The following is a 17,294-nucleotide window of genomic DNA, read 5'->3' as shown; positions in this document are numbered from 1 at the left end:
ATCAGACGCGTTGCATTGCTCGCACCATCAAGACGCTTTCAGCATTTTTGCATGCTGTTGAACAGCCTCAAGCGCAGCTGGCGCAAGGGTCGCGAATGATCGAGCAATCTGCGACATGCATCGTGATTCGATAGTTGCCAGTGCACACAGGGCAGGTCGTTTGCGACGAAGGTCCATGACGTCGGACAGATGGTGCGGACCAAGGTCCGCACCTACCAACACCCCAGCCATAGCATTGCAGTTGCTCGACCGTCCGTGACGGATATCTGTCGAGGGCTGGTGGGCGGGGGCAAGCGGGACCGTTGGCGCCATGGATGGCGCCATCGAGCCCCCATGGATGGGTTCACGGCGTGTCCCGCTTGCCCCCGCCCACCAGCCCAGACCATCAAACCCAGCCAGCCGACGCTCCGGCTGTTGCCGTTGCTGTTGCTTGAAAACGCGCAACGCGACGCCGCCGCGTCGCAAAAAAAAAACTACACCAACACCAGCTCGATGCAATCCACAGGACACGGCGGAATACACAACTCGCACCCCGTGCACAGATCCGCAATCACCGTATGCATGTATTTCGCCCCGCCGACGATCGCATCCACCGGGCATGCCTGTATGCACTTCGTACACCCGATGCAGTCAGCCTCCACGATCAACGCCACCTGCGGCGCCTTGTGCTCGCCACGACTGCGATCAAACGGCAGCGCCGGCACACCCAGCACCTGCGCCAACGCCCGCGCCCCGGCATCACCGCCCGGCGGACAACGATCCACGCCCACCTCACCACGGGCCATCGCCTGCGCATACGGACGACAGCCGTCGTAGCCGCATTGCCCGCATTGGGTCTGCGGCAGCAAGCGGTCCAAGCGTTCGGTCAGGGGCGGAATCAGGCTCATGCGTGGCGAAGGCTGCGCGTGTGGTTACTTCAGGGGTTTGCCGCGGTACCAGCGCTCGTGCGCCAGGGCCAGCATCGGACGATCCTCGGCGCTGTCACCGTAGGCATGGATGCGTGTGTAGCGTGCCAGATCGAACTGGCGACGGATGTGCTCGACCTTGCGCGGGCCACAATCGCCACCGGCGTAGCGGCCGGTCAGGCGTCCGCTTTCGCTTTCCAGTCGATTGCAGATCAGCTGCAGGCCCAGCTGTTCGCACCACGGCCGCAGGTACAGGTCCAGTGAACCGGATACCACCACCACGGTGTGCTGCTGCTCCTTGTGCCAGCGGATCTGCTCCAGCATTTCCGGGCGCACGACATCGGGCAGGAACTCGCGGGAAAAGCCTGCCGCCAGCGTCTCGATGTCATCGGCATGGCGCTCGCTGAAGGTCAATCGGGTCACCCGTGCGCGGATGCGCTCGGCGGAGATCAGCTTCAGCTTGTAGGCCAGCAGCCACGGGCCGACTTTCCACCAGGCCTGTGCCAGCTGTTCGGCGGTGGCAACCCGGCGCAGGAAGCGGCCATAGGTGTCGCAGGTGGTGACAGTGTGGTCGAAGTCAAACAGCGCCAGTTCCAACGCAGCATCTCCCATCACGGTACCTCCCTTCGCGGTGCTCATGACCGGGCGCGGCCGGGGCCGCGCCCGTGTTGCATCAACGCACCGGCATGCCCGGCTGCGCGCTGCTGTCGGCGTCCAGCAGCGCCAGCGCGCCCCCATCGAAACCGGCCGACAGGATCATGCCTTCGCTCAGGCCGAAGCGCATCTTGCGCGGGGCCAGGTTGGCGATGAACACCACGCTGCGGCCGACCAGCGCTTCCGGCTCGCCGTAGCTGGCGCGGATGCCGGAGAAGATCTGGCGCTTGCCGAGCTCGCCGGCGTCCAGTTCGAAACGCAGCAGCTTGTCCGAGCCTTCCACGAACTCGCACACCAGCACCTTGCCGATGCGCAGGTCGAGCTTGGCGAAGTCGTCGATGCCGATGTAGGCCGGCGCGTCAGCGCTGTTTGCTTCGTCCTTGGCCACCACCGGTGCGGCAGGCTTTGCGGTTTCCACCTTCGCTGCGGGGGCTGCAGCGGCAGCGGTCAGGGTGTCCTTGGAGGCGTCGATCATGGCGTCAATCTTCTTCGGGTCGATACGGGTGAACAGCGGGGTGTATTCGGTGATGCGGTGGCCCAGCAGCGGCTGCGCCAACTCGGTCCAGTCATTCACCGGTGCAGCCAGGAAGGCCTCGGCCTGCGCGGCGGTGGCCGGCAGCACCGGCTTCAAGGCGGTGACCAGCACGCGGAACAGGTTCAGGCCCTGGCTGCACACCGCTTGCAGCTGCGCGTCGGCGCCTTCCTGCTTGGCGATCACCCACGGCTTGACGTCATCGATGTAGCGGTTGGCTTCATCGGCCAGGGTCATGGTCAGGCGGATCGCCGCGGCCGGGTCGTTGCGCTCGTAGGCTTCACGGATCGGCGCCAGGCCATCGACGAAGCGCTGGTACTGCGCCGCGTCGGGCAGCTGCGCGGCCAACTGGCCATCGAAGCGCTTGCTGATGAAACCGGCGCAGCGGCTGGCGAGGTTGACGAACTTGCCGACCAGATCGGCGTTGACGCGGGCGATGAAGTCGCCCAGGTTCAGGTCGAGGTCGTCGACGCCGCCACCGGACTTGGCGGCGAAGTAGTAGCGCAGCGCTTCCGGCTCCAGGCCGGCATCCAGGAACGTACGCGCCATCACGAAGGTGCCGCGCGACTTGCTCATCTTCGCGCCATCGACGGTCAGGTAGCCGTTGACGTGCAGGCGGGTCGGCGCGCGGTGGCCGGTGCCGTGCAGCACCGCCGGCCAGAACAGGCCGTGGAAATTGACGATGTCCTTGCCGAGGAAATGATGCAGCTCGGTGCTGGTGCCGGCGCGCAGGTGTGCTTCGAAATCCTCGCCGATCTTGCTGCACAACGTCTGGAAGCTGGACAGGTAGCCGATCGGCGCGTCCAGCCAGACGTAGAAGTACTTGCCCGGCTGGCCGGGAATCTCGAAACCGAAGTACGGCGCATCGCGCGAGATGTCCCACGCACGCAGGCCACCTTCGGCATTGAGCCATTCACCGAGCTTGGCCTTCACGCCGGGCAGGGCGACATCGCCCGCCAGCCAGTCGCGCAGGAAGCCGTCGAAGTGGCCGACCTCGAAGAAGAAGTGCTCGGAATCGCGCATTTCCGGGGTGGCCCCGGAGATCACCGAGCGCGGTTCCTTCAGGTCGGTCGGCGCATAGGTGGCGCCGCAGACTTCGCAGTTGTCGCCGTACTGGTCGGCACTGCCGCAGTTGGGGCAGATGCCCTTGACGTAGCGGTCGGGCAGGAACATGCCCTTGGCCGGGTCGTAGAACTGCGCCACGGAACGACGGCTGATGTGGCCAGCGGCTTCCAGCTTCAGGTAGAACGCCTCGGTCAGTGCCTTGTTGGCCGCCGAATTGGTCGAGTCGTAATGGTCGAAGGCGACGCCAAAGGCGGCGAAATCGCGTTCGTGACTGGCCTGGATGTTGGCGATGAAGGCTTCCGGGGTGACCCCGGCCTTCTCCGCAGCCAGCATGATCGGCGTGCCGTGGGTGTCGTCGGCGCACACGAACCAGGCCTTGCCGCCGCTCATTCGACGCGCACGCACCCAGATGTCAGCCTGGATGTAGCCGACCAGGTGGCCCAGGTGCAGCGGGCCGTTGGCGTAGGGCAGGGCGGTGGTGACGAGCGCGGTACGGGTCATGGTCACGGGGTGCAGCCAGGGGGAACCGGGGATTATCGCATGCCCGCAACGCGGTGACCCGGCCGGAGCCGGGTCACTGGGGGCCGTGCAGGACCGGTGCGCTTACTCGCGCACCCAGGTCTGCGTGCGGCAGATGAAGGCGATGCAGCCGGCCACATCCAGCTTGGTGCCACCGGACTGGAGTTCCAGCTTGGACTTGTAGGTCTTGCCGTTGCCCGGGTCGAGGATGGTGCCGCCGGACCACTTGCTGGTGCTGCCCTTGTCCTGGGCCAGGTTCCAGAGGATGGTCATGCCGCGCACCGGCTTGTTCTTGTTGGCGCCTTCGCAACCGTCGCAGACCGGGTTCGGGCCCTTGTCCGAATGCAGGATCTCGACCACACGGCCGGTCAGCGTGCCGTTGGCGGCCTGGCTGATCTCGACGATCGACTTCACCTTGCCGGTCTTGTCGTCGATGGTCTTCCAGCGGCCGGCGGCACTGTCGGCGGCCTGCGCGGAGAGCGCGGCCAGGCACAGCGGCAGCGCCAGCAGCAGGGTCTTGAAGGTCTTGCGCATGGTCCCCTCCCAGGGTTCATTCCGGCACGATGCCGGTACGGGTCGACTGTATACCCATTCGGCGGGGTATGGGGAAGGGGGGCTTGGCCGGGCTGCGCCCGGCACCCGCAGAGGCAACGGCCGGAGCAACGGCAAAAGCGGCTGTTCTGTGGGATGGCGGGGTGGGTCCGGTTGCGGGGGACGCTGCAAGTACGTCCATNNCCCACCCCGCCTTCGACAGAGTCCTGCGATCTGTCGGAATGGCATGGCCTGCTGTTGGTGGGTGTCGACCTTGGTCGACACGTAGATCCACGCAATGCGTGGATGAACTTCGCGATTGAAAAACGCTCAACCGATCTCGTACAGCTCCAGCGGCAGGTCGTCGGGGTCGGCGAAGAAGGTGAAGCGGCGGCCGGTGTATTCGTCCACGCGGATCGGTTCGCAGGCTACGCCGTGGCTGGCTAGGCGTTCGATGAACGGTTCCAGCGCGGCTACCCGGAACGCGAGGTGGCGCAGGCCCTGGGCTTCGGGGCGGCTGGGCCTTGCGGGCGGCGAGGGGAAGGAGAACAGCTCCAGTTGGCCGCCATCGGGGAGGGCGAGGTCCAGTTTCCACGAGTCACGTGCGGCGCGGTGGTTCTCGGCCAGTATGCGCAGGCCCAGCACGCGCACGTAGAAGTCTTTCGAGCGCGCGTAGTCGCTGCAGATCAGTGCGGCATGGTGGATGCCCAGCAGGTCGGTGGTATCGGGGGTCATTGCAGGGTGTCCAGCCAGCGCTGGGCGATCTTCAGTGCCAGCGGATAGGGTTCGGGGGCGTTGCGGTTGCTCAGCACGATCACGGTCAGGTGTTTGTCCGGGTAGCGCAGGATCACGTTGCGGAAGCCGATGCTCTCACCACTGTGCCACTGCATGCGGCCATTCAAGCGCCAGCCGAAACCGTAGTGCGGTACGTCCGCTTCGGTGGTGGCGGTGGCTGGGCTGAACATCGCCTTGCGTGATGCGGCTGACAGCAGGCGGTTGTCGTACAGGGCTGCGTCCCAGCGGGCGAGGTCGTCCAGCGAGGAATAGATGCCACCGTCGCCGAGTACGGCGCTGGTGGTGCTCTGGTCGGTGCGTTGCCAGTGGCCGTCAATCTCGCTGTAGCCATAGGCACGCTGCGCCACCGCATCGACACCGTCCTGGTGGGCGACGGTATGCGTCATGCCCAGTGGCCGGAAGATGCGCTGCTGCAGGAAACTGGCAAAACCGGTGCCGGCGGCGCGGCCGACGATCAGCGCCAGCAATGCGTAGCCGCTGTTGCTGTAGCGGTACTGCGTGCCGGGTGCGAAGGCGAGCCGATCTTCGCGGGCGAGCAGGGCCAGCACATCGGCGTCGTGCACCTGCCGGGTGTCGGCAGGGTCCATCAGGTCTTCGTAGTCCAGCAGGCCGCTGGTGTGCGACAGCAACTGGCGCAGGGTGATGGCGGCAGCGGCGGGCGGCAGTTCCGGCAGCCAGCGCCGCGCCGGCTGGTCCAGCGCAAGGCGTCCATCCTCGACCAGCAACAGCACGGCGGCGGCAGTGAACTGCTTGCTGACCGAGGCCAGGCGGAAGTTGCTGGCCGGCGTCACGGCGCTGCCATCTTCGACCACGGCCAGCCCGTAGCCGCGACGGAATACCGGTCGCCCGTCGTGCAGTACCAGCACCGCTGCGCCCGGCACCTGGCCGTCGTAGGCCTGCATCAGGCCATCGATGCCTGCGTCCGGCGGCGCCAGCGGTGCCGCCGCCAGGGTGATCGACGGCAGCACAGCGAGGGCGGCGATACACAGCAGGGCGGCAGGGCGCATGGCAGCTCCGTGACGGTCAGGGTGCGGGTGCTGGTGTTGCCGTGGCCGGCTGGGCCAGCCAGCGTTCGATCTTGTGGTCCAGTACATCCAGTGGCATCGAACCGTCCTTCAGCACTTCGGCATGGAAGCGGCGCAGGTCGAACGCTGCACCCTGACGTGCCTTGGCCTTGTCGCGCAGGGCGATGATCGTGGTCAGGCCCGCCACGTTGGACAGCGCCTGGCCGGGCTGGGCCATGATCCGTTCGACCTCTGCGTTGGCGTCGTCGCTGCTCATGTCGACGGTCTTCTGCAGATAGGTCACGGCCTGCTGCTTGCTCCAGCCCTGCGCATGCACGCCGGTGTCGGCGACCACGCGCGCGGCGCGCAGCAGGCGCGAATACAGATAGCCGATGCGGTCGTACGGATCGGTGTACGCGCCGAGGTCTTCGCCGAGGGTTTCCGCATACAGGCCCCAGCCTTCGACGAAGGCGAGGTCACCGCCGAGGCGGCGGAAGCGCGGCAGCTTGGTCAGTTCCTGCTGCAGGCCCAGCTGCACGTGGTGGCCGGGAATGGCTTCATGCAGGTACTGCACCGGCACGTTCCAGCGCTTGCGGCTGGGCAGGTCGCGGGTGTTGACGAACAGCACGCCGGGTTGCCCCGGGGGCGACGGCTGGTAGGAGGCGGCGGCGGCGGTCATGGCGCGCTCCGGCTCCACTGCATGGATCTGCAGCGGCGCCTTCGGCAGGGTGTCCAGCACCAGCGGCAGGCGTGCATCGACCTGCTGCTGCACCTGCCGGTAACGGTTGAGCAGCGCGTTGGCGTCGCTGTACTGGAACTGGCGGTCGTTGCGCATGCTGCGCAGCAGCTTGGCCTGCGAACTGCGCAGCTTGCCATCGCGCATCACCGTGGTGATCTGCGCCTGCAGCTCCTGCACACGCTGTTCGCCCAGCGCGTGCAGCTGCGCGGCGGTCTGCTGGCTGGCAGTGGTCTGCACGATCAGGTTGGCATACCACGCCTGCCCATCGGGCAGTGCGCCGAGGCCGCTGCTGCTGCGCGTGGCAGGCAGGTATTCGGTGGCGATGAAGCCACGCAGGGCGCGGTAGGCCGGCATGATGCGCAGTTCGATCATGCGCTTGTACTCGGCGCTGATACGCGCCTTGTCTTCGGCGGAGATGGACTCCGGCATGGTCCGGATCGGCGACCAGAAGATGCTCTCTTCGGCGGTCGGCTTGATCACCGCGTCCAGCTGCGGCAGTACTTTTTCCATCAGGTCGCGCGGCTGCACCACGCCGGCCTTCATGCCCTGGCGCATGTTGGCGATGGCCTGGTCGAACAGATCGGGAATGCCCAGCGAGCGTCGCGACCAGGTGTCGTAGTCCTTGGCCGTGTTGAACGGCTGCGCACCCGCGCCGGCGCCGAGGATGGCCATGATGCTGCCGACGTTGTAGTACTGGCTGATCGGCATCATCCAGCTCGGATAGCGTTCGGCGGCCAGCGAGGCGCGGGCGTCGCGCACGAAGATCTCGTAGCTGAGCAGGTCCTGCCCCTGCAGGCCGTCGCTGCCGATCTTCTCGACCTTGCCCAGCCATTCGGTGGTGAAGTCGTGCGATTGCTGGCGCCAGGCGGCGGAAAGAATATTGGGCAGCTGGTCGTTGTAGCGCGGCTCGCCCTGGAAGGTCGCCTGCAGCGGGTTCAACCGCATGGAGGCATCCCAGTATTCGTCGTACAAGCGCTCCAGCTGCACCTGCTTGGGCGCTGCGCGGGCCGGGGCGACCGGACGCGGCGCGGCGCGGCGCGCCGAACTGCCGCGGGCCGGCGGGGTGGCACGTGTGCCGGCGCGGGCCTTCGGCTTGGCTGCCTGGCGGGTCTGCGCGGCGGCGGGGCGGCTGCCCTTCTTCTTCGCTGCTTCGGCCGGCGGAACGGCGCTGAACAGGAACAACGCGGCGATGGCGGCGGCCAGGACGCGGGGGGAATACTGCATCAAGAAGCTTCCGTGGAACACAGACCGTGGAGCTTGCACGATCCGCGCGCGTACGGCCAGCGTGAGGGCGCAGTCAGCTTGCGCGCCGCTGGGGCTTCAGTCAGCCGCGGCCGCAGCGCGCAGGTCGGCGGCGCGGTGTTCGCCCAGATAACGGGTGATTGCACGCCGCATCAGGTACAGCAACGGAATCAGGGCGATCGCAAAGCCCATCTTGTAGACATAGTTGACACTGCTCACCGCCAGGAACAGCGATGTCGGCCAGTGCTGCGGGCCGAGCACGAAGGCGATCCAGATCACCACGAAGCTATCCACCAGCTGCGAGACCGCGGTGGAACCGGTGGCGCGCAGCCATACATGGCGCTCGCCGGTGGCCTGGCGGATGCGATGGAACACCGCCACGTCGATCAGCTGGCCGAACAGGAATGCCACCAGCGAACCGGCGATGGTCCACATGCCCTGTCCGAACACCGCCGCGAACGCGGCCTGGTAATCGGGCACGCCGTGGGCATCCATCGAGGTCACCCACCAGTTGGCCGGTGCCAGCGAGATCGCAGCGAAGGCGAACAGGAAACCGTAGGCGATCAGCACCACCGCCAGCCACGAGATGAAACGTACCCCGCGCTTGCCGAAGAATTCGTTGATGGTGTCGGTCATGATGAACACCACCGGCCACAGCAGCGTGCCGGCGGTGAAGCTCAACGAGCCGGTCTGGCCGAACAGGTTCCAGTTCAGCGGATCGATGCCGAGGGTGTCTTCCAGGGCGAAGATCTTCACCCCGATCAGTTCGGCCAGTACGGCGTTGCCACAGAAGAACGCGGCCAGCACGATGAACAGCAGGACCGCGCGGTCCTGCAGCGGGCGCGCGTGCGACGCCTCGCTCATTCGGAACGATCGCCAGCGCGGGTGAACGGAACGCTGGAGGGCGCCACTGCACCGCCGGAAATGATGAAGCTCATCGCCTGGTCCACCGTCCAGTCGGTCGGGGTGAGCAGTTCGACGGGCACGATCTCCAGATAGCCCGAGGTCGGGTTCGGCGTGGTGGGCACGTAGACGGCCGCCAGTTCGCGGTCGGTGCCCTGTTCCTTGATGACCCGGGTGACCAGGCCGACTGATTTCATGTCGCGATGCGGGAAGTCGATCAGCACCACGCGCTGGGTGCTGCCCGGCTCGGTCTGCAGCATGTCCAGCAGCTTCTTGGCGCTGTCATAGATGATGCTGGCCAGCGGAATGCGCTTGATGACCGCACCGACCCAGCGCAGCAGGCGCTGGCCGACCACGCGGCGGCTGGCCACGCCCACCGCCAGGATCACCAGCAGCGTGGCCAGCAGGGCGATGGTGTTCTGGATCCATTCGGCGCGGACCCAGCCGAGGTAATGCGGGAAGTTGGTCGCGATCTGTTCGGACAGCGGCACTACCAGCGGGCTGGAAATGCCCGACAGCAGCACGAACACGAATTTGACCACCACCCAGGTCAGCCAGATCGGCAACAGGGTCAGCAGGCCGGTCAGGAACAGGCGCTGCAGGGAGGGGCGGGGAACCAGGGCGGGGGCTTCGAGCGACATGCGCGCATTGTAGCGGTCGCGGCCGCTCGTTTACGCTGTCCGTTGGCGGTGCTGGCCATGCAGGGAAAGGATGCTGTGTTGAAGATGCTGCGGTGGTTGGGCTGGGCAATGCTGGCCCTGGTGGTGATGGCCGTCGCGGCATGGCTGCTGTCGAGGTTCTGGCCGTTGTCGGCCGCCCAGCGGGAAGACAGGCGTCTGCTTGAGGCCGTGCAACCCAACGAAGGTCGCAACGGCTTCGCCCTGCTGTGGACGCTGCCCTTCGATGGGCTGGACCAGGCCCAGCGCGAGGCGGCGTTGGCCGACGATGTGCAGCGCTGGAAGGCCTCGCCATCGCAGGCGTCGCACGCGTCGGTGCTGGCGGCCAAACACGCACCGTTGACTCTGGATGGGGCAGGTCGTTGTGCCGTCGGGCCCGTCGGCTGCCTGGCACAGGTGCGCGCTGATCCGCAGCGCTTCGCTGACGCCCACGCCGGGCATGCCGGCCTGCACCAGCGACTGGCCCGGTTGGCAGACTTCGATCGTTTCGATTCCCCGTTCCAGCCCAGCGGAATCGAACTCATGCCACTACCGGCGTACACGCCGCTGCTGGATGGCGCCAGTGCGCAGGCACTGGCCTATCTGCAGGGCGATGTTGCCGGTGCCGTCGAGGCAGGCTGCAGATCGGTTCGGTTCGGGCGGCGGATGATGCGCACCAGCAGCACGCTGATGGACAGCATGATGGGCGCTGTTGTGGTGAGGACCCATGCCGCGTTGCTGGGCGACATGCTGGTCGAGCAATCACCGGATTACGTGCTGCCCGCCTCCTGCGAGGTGGCGCTGCAGCCGCTGGACGCCGACGAGCAGAGCCTGTGCCAAGCGATGCAGGGCGAATTCGCGATGAACAAGGCTGCCATCGAGGCGTCCACGCAGACAGCAGGCAGCCGCCTGCTGCTGGATCGCGACCACACCCTGGCCCGGGTCGCCGGCAATTTCGGCTGGGCATGCCGGCCTGCTGCAGCCACGGCGCTGGCGGCCGACGTCCCGCTCCTTGTCCCGCCACCGCCCCGATGGGATGTGGGCTGCGTGGCCAATCCGCTGGGATGCACATTGAGCGCCATCGCCGGGCCGTCCTACGCACAGTACGCGGCGCGCAGCCAGGACGCAGCGGCGATGATCCGCCTGCTTGGGGCGCAGCGCTGGCTGCGGCAACAGGCCGGGCCAGCCGACGAGGCACTGGCGCGGTTGCCCGCGCAGTGGCGTTCGGACACCCGCATGCCACAACTGTCTGCCGACGGTCGCCACCTGCAGCTATTGCGGCGTGGCCCGGCGCGCGAAGGCGAGGGCCCGCATCTGTCGATGCCGTTGCGGGCGGACTGACCCGGGCTCAGCCGCCGTCGCCGAGCGGATTGAACGCCCAGCCATCGCCAACGCTGTCCAGCGTCCAGCGCTTGCGGTCAGCCAGGGTCTGCCAGCGCACCTGTTCCTTGTCGTCCTGCATGCTGCCTTCGGTCAGCTTCACCTTGCCGGTGGAGAAGTTCACGCTGAGGCCTTCGGTCTGCCCGGAATTGCGCATCATCGAGTCGCGGTCGTAGCCGATCAGCGCGAAGGCGCCTTCCTGCCAGCGGAATGTAAACGTGGTGGTGCTCGTCGACCAGCTGCCCGCGCTGGAAAACGAGTACAGCCCTACCCGCAGTGCGCCGCGCTGGATCGACACGCCGGTGCCTTCGGCCAGCGCATCGCTGAGCACCGGCGAGTCCGGCCGCGGAATGAGCGCGTGGTTCTGCGCGGCCAGCACGTAACCCGACGGTCGCGCAAAGGCAATGGCGAGGATGCGCGGGTTGCTGTCATACGGCGACGGCCCGAACCCATCGTGCTCGATGATGTTGCTTGGGTCCTGCTGGCGCAGCACCAGCGCAAGGTCGGCGCGCCCATCCTGGTCGAGGTCGCCTTCGATCCGGTATTCCAGCGCCCAGCCGGCCGGTACGAAAGCCTCGGCCGTAGCGGCGTGCGCCGGCAGGGAGGGATAGCGCACCGGCGGCACGTCCAGTGCGCTGGCGGCGAAGGGCAGGGCGGTCAGTGCCGCAGCAAGGACGAAAAGGCGCATTGCAGCCTCCATGGCAGGGCTGCAGAGGATAGCGGGGCGCCAGCCGACCCGCTTTACCGTGCGTGTGGCTTCAGGCGCACATAGACCTGCTTGCGTACCTGCGCGACGACCTCGCCAGCTTCGTCGACCACGTCGTTGCTGAACCAGCGCAGCACTTTTTCGCCGCCGGCCGCCGCCGTACGCAGTTCATCCAACAGGGCGTCGTCGATGCGGAAGGACGTGCGTACTGTGCCGCGGCCGGGCTTGAGGAAATCGATCGCACCGGCGCGATCCCAGACGTAATAGTCACGGCCCAGGGTGTGCATCAGACCCAGCATCCAGAACGGATCGGTCATCGCGAACAGGCTGCCGCCGAAGTGGGTGCCGACGTAGTTGCGGTTCCAGGGACGCAGGCGCAGTTCCACGTCGATCTGCCGGTAGTCGGGGGTGATCCGGGTGACATGGATGCCGGTGAACAGGAACGGTGGCCACAGATTGATGCCGAAGCGGAACGTGCTGGCTTTCATGCGGGAACCGGGCAGGGGGCAGGGATCCCAGTCTAACCATTCGCATGCGTATGTTGTAGCCCGTGGCATCCACATCAGGCCTGCCGGCCGCTATGGCCCGGGCGTGCCGCCGTCGATCACATAACCGTCGCGGCCATTGTCCTTGGCCCGGTAAAGCGCGTTGTCGGCGCCTTCGACGAAATGATGCGGTTGCAGGTCGCTGTCCGGCACGCGGGTGTAGACGCCGATGGTCAGGGTGACACCCGTCTCGCTGCCATCGCCGGGCGGTGGCAGGGCGCGTATGCAGGAGATCAGGTCTTCGATCACCTGCCGTGCGCCTTCAACCGGGGTGTCGGGCAGCACCAGTGCGAACTCGTCACCGCCGTAGCGGGCAGCCATGTCACGGGGGCGCCGGGCATGCGCCTGGATCAGGCGGGCCACTTCGCACAGCACACGATCGCCAACCTGGTGGCCATGGCGATCGTTGTGGTGCTTGAAGTGGTCGACATCGATCAGGGCCAGGGTCAGTGGCTTGCCACTGCGGCGTGCCGCGTCGCATTCCTGTTGCAGCGATTGTTCGAAGCGCAGGCGGTTGCCCAGTCCGGTCAGCGCATCGCGGTTGGCCTGGCGGTGCCAGGAGGCGATCCGCCAGGTCGCCCACACAGTCAGTACCAGCACGACGCCGAGCAGCGCGCTGGCCGGCGCCCACCAGAGGCTGCTGGTGCGCAGCAGCAGCCAGCTCAGCAGCGGCGCGGCCGGCAGCGAGCAGAGGGCAACCACCCAGGGCAGGCGCAGCCCGAGCAGCAGTACACACATCGCCACCAGCAGGCCGGCCAGGGCGTCCTGCCAGGCGCGGGGCAACACGTCTATCTGCTTGTCCTGCAGCAGCATCGAGGCGATGTTGGCCTGATATTCGCTGCCGCTCATCCAGTATTCGCGGGTGGTGGGAGTCAACAGGCGAGGGGCGATGCCACTGGCCGTCATGCCCACCACGATGCGCCTGCCACGCAGCATCGATGCATCCACGCGCCCTTCCAGCACATCGGCGTAGGACACCTGCGGCAAGCGTTCCGGCGGCCCGGCATAGCGCACGCGCACGTAGTCGTTGCGGCGCCATTGATAGGGTGAGTCCAGCGCGGGATCGGGGTCGGGCAGGCCCTGCGCGTGCTGCGACGGCAGACCGGTCAACGCCAGGCCGAGCGCAGGCCAGTGTGCCTGGCCGATGCCGGCATGCAGGTAGACCCCGCGGGCAACACCATCGCCGTCCACTTCAACGTCACTGTGGCCGATGGCGGCCGCGCTGGCAGCAATCAGCGGGATCGGCAGCATCTCCTCAGCCATGCGGTCGCCAGCGGCCGGCGCGGCCAGCACCGGCAGCACCACGCGACCGTTGCGACGGATCGCCGCTGCCAGCTCGGCATCCTGGCGCGCATCGCGACGGTCGGGCTCGGACAGCATGAGATCCAGCGCGACGCGCTCGGCACCGGCGTCGGTCAGGCGGTCCAGCAAGCGGGCATGCAACGAGCGCGGCCACGGCCACTGGCCCAGCCGCTGCAGGCTGCCCTCGTCGATGGCGACGATCAGCACGCTGGGGTCAGGACGGTAATCCCAGCTGCCGACCATCAGGTCGTACGCCGTCTCATCCTGCCGCCACAGCCATTGGCCGTGGCTGACCACCGCAGTCGCTACACCTGCCAGCACGGCCAGCAGGATCCGTCGCGACCACGGCAGTGGCGAGCGCCTCACAGCAACAGCCACAGCAGCAGAACACCGCCGCCCGCGCCGTAGCACAGGCGGCACGGCAGCTTGACCTGTTGGGCAGGCGAGAACGGGCCTGCGTGGCCGTCGTCGTCGATGTACTGCACGCGGATGTGCAGCGTGCCGCGCCACGGGCGCTTGAGGCTGACCTGCGGTTCGTCAACGGTGCTATCGACCAGCGGCGCGCTGAAATCACCGCGACGATCGACCTGCACCCGATAGCGTTGCCCATCGCTTCCCGCCTGCCAGCGCAGCGTCAGCTCTCCATCGGTGGCTTCGGGCGGCTGTAGCGCCGGGTCCACCGGTTCATTGCTCAGTTGCAGCGTCAGTGCCTGGCCGTAGCGACCCTGATGGCCCTGGCCATCACGCGAAGCGATCCGCCAGTAGTACTGGCCGGGAGGCAGCGGCTCGCCCAGGCGCAGGTCGGTGCCATCGGTGCTCTGCTCGCGCAGCGGCTGCAGGAACTGCGGTTCGTCGGCCACCTGCAGCACACTGCTGCTGGCACCGGGCGCCTGGCTCCAGTGGAAGCGCGGCCGGTCGCTGTTGACCGTCTGCCCCTGCACCGGGGAAATGGTCAGTGGCGGTGGCGGCTGGTCGCCGAGGAGGAAATCCTCGCTGGCATCGAGACCTTCCACACCCTGTGCATCCACTGCGCGCAGCAGCAGGCGCAGCGCTCCCGGCGGCAGCTCGCCGATCACCAGCCCGGTGTCGGTGGTGGTGGCCGCAAACAACAGGATTTCCGGAGTTGCGGCCTGCACGACTTCCACCCGGTAGTGATCGGCACCCGTCACCGGTTCCCAGGCGAGCTGGGCCGGCAAGGCTCCCAGGCGGGTCGAATCGGCACGCAGGTGCGGTGCCGGCAGCAGACCGGAAACCGCTTCGGGTGCCGTTCCGCTGCCCGCGCTGCGGCTGGCCTGGCCAGGGTGCACCAGACGCTGGCCATGCGGGTTGCCGACCTGCACCTTGCCTTCCAGTACTTCGGTGGCACCGGCCTGGGCGTCGTCGCCGGCACTGACCCGGAACACGGTCCCGCGCACGCTGCTGGTGGCCGTCGGTGCATCGATGATGTAGCGAGAGGCCGGCCCGCGCGCAGGGGTGACCCGGTTGCTGGCGCGGCCTTGCTGCAGGCGCAGGCGGGTATCTACCATGCCGGTGCGGCCATAGCGGCTGAGCTGGTCCAGGCGCAGGCGTGAGTACTCGCGCAGCTGCAACCGCGACGCGTCGGCAAATTCCAGGGTGATGCTGGAATCGGCCTTGGTCTGGATCGCATCGCCGATGTGCAGCTGCTCGCCTGCGCGCACGGCGCGATTGCTGCTGCCATCGGCCGCGCTCAGTTCAACCTGGCCACGCACCGCGAGTACCCGCGCCGGTGCGGGTTCGATGCGCAACCAGCCGATCGGGAAGCGCAACAGTTCGCCCGGCGGCAGCCGGTATGGATTGTCGATGCGGTTGTGCTGCTGCAGCTGCTGCCAGCCCACGCTCGGCTTGAGGTAGGCAGCGCCCAGGTCCCACAGGGTATCGCCGGGGCGGACCCGATAGTTCCAGTCCTGCGCGCCGGCGAGCGCCGGCAACAGGAAGAGGGCACACAACAGTGTGCGCAGGAAACGGATGATGAAAGACGACGAGCGGCCAACGGTCACGGAATGCTGTCCCGGCAAAGCGGGGGCGCAGCTGCAAGACCCCATGGCCCCGACCTCATCCCCCCGAACGGATCGTGGCGGCCCTGGAGGCCACCATCGCGGGCATTATTGCCCGCGTTCAGTGCAGGGATTCTGAACGGTGCCGTTGCCGTTCAGAACAGCAGGGAGGCCATCCGGCGCCGCGAGCGGCCTACCAGGTCTTCATCGGAGATGACGTTGAAGGCATCGATCAGCGCCTTGCGCGGCAGTCCTTCCTGGAAGCCGCGGTCGATCCGCAGCATCTCCAGGAACTGTTCCAGCGCGGCTTCGTCCTGGCCTGCCAGCAGCAGCTGCACACCGCGCAGGTGACGCGCCTGCAGATCCTTGCCATCGGCGGCGATGCGCGCATCCAGCACCTCCGCAGGCGGGGCTTCCTTCAGCGCGGCGGCGAAGGACAGCCGGGCGCGGCCACGCACGGCGCGGTCGTCGGTGGCCAGGTTGGCGGGCAGGGCATCGATCAGGGTGCCGGCCTCGTCCACGCCGCCGACCTGCAGCAGGGCCAGGGCCAGGTCGAGCTTCAGCTCGTCCTTGTCCGGCTCGGCGGCGATCTGCGCGCGCAGCACGTCCACCTGCGCCTGCGGGTCCAGCGGGGCCTCGTCCTCGGCAATGGTGTCGCCGATATCAGCCGGCACCACGCCGTGCTGTGCCAGGAATTCTCGCAGCTGACCTTCCGGCAGGGCGCCGGGGAAGCCGTCCACCAGCTGCCCACCCTTGACCAGGAACACGGTGGGCACCGAACGGATCTGGAAGGCCGCGGCGATCTGCTGTTCCTTGTCCACATCGACCTTGGCCAGCTCGAAGGCGCCGTTGTATTCGCCGGCCAGCTTCTCCAGCATCGGGCCGAGGGTCTTGCACGGCTCGCACCAGGTCGCCCAGAAATCCACCAGGACCGGCGTCTGCAGCGACTTCTGCAGCACTTCCGCCTCGAAGGTAGCGGTGGTGGCGTCGAATACGTAGGTCGTCTCGGTCATGGGGCATCGTTCGGCATCTGGAGACCGATTCTATGGTGACGAACCCTGTCGGTCTCAACCCTGTGGTCATACCCATCGTGAAATCCTGGACAGCTTGGCGGAGGTGCCGCCTGCCGCGACAATGTGCTGATGTTCTTCTGAAGAGTGGCTGCGATGTCCGTGGTTCGGCTGGATCGTTGGGTGGGCGTGCTCGCCGCTGCCCTGTTCGTGCTGTCGGTGGTCGGCTTCGGTGCGGTGCTGCCGGACTATTCGCAGGCACTGCATCCGGTGACCTGGCTGGGCGCGCACGGCATTCCCCATGCGCTGGGCTTCAACCTGCTGGGCCTGGTGCTGCCGGGTGCACTGGCGGTGGTCGTGGCCGAGCGCCTGCGCCGGCAACTGCCGGTGGACGCCGCCTGGACGGCACGCGTGGGCAGCCAGATGCTGCTGCTGGCCGCGCTTGCCTTCATCGCGATGGGCCTGCTGCCGCTGGATTTCGAGGGGCAGATGGATATGCAGGGCCCGGCCAGCAAGCTGCACGCCAGCGTGTGGATGGTCTGGGCACTGGCCTTTGTCGCCGGCAGCGTGATGCTGGGGGCGGCACGACTGCGGCATCCCGGCGGGCGCAGGCTGGGCCTGCTGGCGCTGGGCTGCGGGATCGGTGCCGGTCTGCTCGCGTTTGGACTGCCGGGCGTACTGCCGGCGGCGCTGGCGCAGCGCCTGGCCTTTGCCTGCTGGGCGCTGTGGCTGGCCCTGGCCCTGCCTCTGTCGCGCAGGCGCTGAGACGGTTTCTGCTGCCTCGCCGCGCG

The 17,294-nt window shown here is 67.3% G+C and carries 16 protein-coding genes; 2 read left to right on the top strand and 14 right to left on the bottom strand.

What is annotated here, in order from left to right; all coding sequences use genetic code 11:
- Nucleotides 1-473: 473 nt before the first annotated feature.
- The 9 genes from rnfB to H3005_RS19265 form a co-directional block, all read right to left on the bottom strand.
- Nucleotides 474-887: an Rnf electron transport complex subunit RnfB gene (gene rnfB / locus H3005_RS19305; RefSeq protein ID WP_100461287.1), complete on the bottom strand. Its 414-nt coding sequence runs from the start codon at nucleotides 885-887 to the stop codon at nucleotides 474-476.
- A 24-nt stretch (nucleotides 888-911) separates the two neighbouring features.
- The gene (locus tag H3005_RS19300; protein ID WP_165378631.1) at nucleotides 912-1,502 is read right to left on the bottom strand and encodes an HAD family hydrolase; all 591 of its coding nucleotides are present in this window, start codon (nucleotides 1,500-1,502) and stop codon (nucleotides 912-914) included.
- A 76-nt stretch (nucleotides 1,503-1,578) separates the two neighbouring features.
- A complete protein-coding gene (metG, locus tag H3005_RS19295) occupies nucleotides 1,579-3,657 on the bottom strand; it encodes a methionine--tRNA ligase (protein WP_191078804.1) in 2,079 nt (692 codons plus the stop codon).
- Between the two features lie 102 nt (nucleotides 3,658-3,759).
- Entirely contained in the window at nucleotides 3,760-4,209 is a 450-nt protein-coding gene (locus H3005_RS19290; RefSeq protein WP_100553177.1) for a DUF2147 domain-containing protein, read from the bottom strand.
- A 327-nt stretch (nucleotides 4,210-4,536) separates the two neighbouring features.
- Nucleotides 4,537-4,941, bottom strand: coding sequence for a VOC family protein (locus H3005_RS19285; RefSeq protein WP_191078803.1), 405 nt, complete (start codon nucleotides 4,939-4,941; stop codon nucleotides 4,537-4,539).
- Nucleotides 4,938-6,008, bottom strand: coding sequence for a serine hydrolase domain-containing protein (locus tag H3005_RS19280; RefSeq protein ID WP_191078802.1), 1,071 nt, complete (start codon nucleotides 6,006-6,008; stop codon nucleotides 4,938-4,940). Before H3005_RS19280 ends, H3005_RS19285 begins: the two co-directional genes overlap by 4 nt.
- A 16-nt stretch (nucleotides 6,009-6,024) precedes the next feature.
- Entirely contained in the window at nucleotides 6,025-7,968 is a 1,944-nt protein-coding gene (locus tag H3005_RS19275) for a DUF885 family protein (protein ID WP_191078801.1), read from the bottom strand.
- A 96-nt stretch (nucleotides 7,969-8,064) separates the two neighbouring features.
- Nucleotides 8,065-8,850: a queuosine precursor transporter gene (locus H3005_RS19270; RefSeq protein ID WP_100553173.1), complete on the bottom strand. Its 786-nt coding sequence runs from the start codon at nucleotides 8,848-8,850 to the stop codon at nucleotides 8,065-8,067.
- A complete protein-coding gene (locus H3005_RS19265) occupies nucleotides 8,847-9,530 on the bottom strand; it encodes a DUF502 domain-containing protein (protein WP_100553172.1) in 684 nt (227 codons plus the stop codon). Before H3005_RS19265 ends, H3005_RS19270 begins: the two co-directional genes overlap by 4 nt.
- An 84-nt stretch (nucleotides 9,531-9,614) precedes the next feature.
- Between H3005_RS19265 and H3005_RS19260 the strand changes: the two genes are divergently transcribed.
- Nucleotides 9,615-10,886 (top strand): hypothetical protein, encoded by a 1,272-nt coding sequence (locus tag H3005_RS19260; RefSeq protein WP_223880352.1) that lies wholly within the window; start codon nucleotides 9,615-9,617, stop codon nucleotides 10,884-10,886.
- A gap of 7 nt (nucleotides 10,887-10,893) precedes the next feature.
- On the opposite strand, the gene H3005_RS19255 is transcribed toward H3005_RS19260, so the two are convergent.
- From H3005_RS19255 to trxA, 5 genes are all read right to left on the bottom strand, one after another.
- Nucleotides 10,894-11,613 carry a hypothetical protein gene (locus tag H3005_RS19255; protein ID WP_191078799.1) on the bottom strand — a complete coding sequence of 240 codons (720 nt, stop codon included), beginning with the start codon at nucleotides 11,611-11,613 and terminating at the stop codon, nucleotides 10,894-10,896.
- Between the two features lie 53 nt (nucleotides 11,614-11,666).
- Nucleotides 11,667-12,119: a DUF4442 domain-containing protein gene (locus tag H3005_RS19250; RefSeq protein ID WP_032975063.1), complete on the bottom strand. Its 453-nt coding sequence runs from the start codon at nucleotides 12,117-12,119 to the stop codon at nucleotides 11,667-11,669.
- A gap of 90 nt (nucleotides 12,120-12,209) precedes the next feature.
- Complete coding sequence (locus H3005_RS19245) at nucleotides 12,210-13,844, bottom strand: CHASE2 domain-containing protein (RefSeq protein WP_100553170.1); 1,635 nt, start codon at nucleotides 13,842-13,844, stop codon at nucleotides 12,210-12,212.
- On the bottom strand, nucleotides 13,841-15,541 hold the full coding sequence (locus H3005_RS19240; RefSeq protein WP_191078798.1) for a FecR domain-containing protein: 1,701 nt from the start codon (nucleotides 15,539-15,541) through the stop codon (nucleotides 13,841-13,843). Before H3005_RS19240 ends, H3005_RS19245 begins: the two co-directional genes overlap by 4 nt.
- A gap of 107 nt (nucleotides 15,542-15,648) precedes the next feature.
- Entirely contained in the window at nucleotides 15,649-16,506 is an 858-nt protein-coding gene (gene trxA, locus H3005_RS19235) for a thioredoxin (RefSeq protein ID WP_180166270.1), read from the bottom strand.
- 153 nt (nucleotides 16,507-16,659) lie between these two features.
- On the opposite strand from trxA, the gene H3005_RS19230 reads away from it, so the two are divergent.
- A complete protein-coding gene (locus H3005_RS19230; RefSeq protein WP_191078797.1) occupies nucleotides 16,660-17,268 on the top strand; it encodes a DUF998 domain-containing protein in 609 nt (202 codons plus the stop codon).
- The last annotated feature ends 26 nt before the right edge of the window (nucleotides 17,269-17,294 follow it).

It is taken from the genome of Stenotrophomonas sp. Br8 (genome assembly GCF_014763005.1).
In the GTDB taxonomy this organism is placed as follows: Bacteria; Pseudomonadota; Gammaproteobacteria; order Xanthomonadales; family Xanthomonadaceae; genus Stenotrophomonas; species Stenotrophomonas lactitubi.
This window is presented reverse-complemented; position numbering and strand designations above follow the sequence as displayed.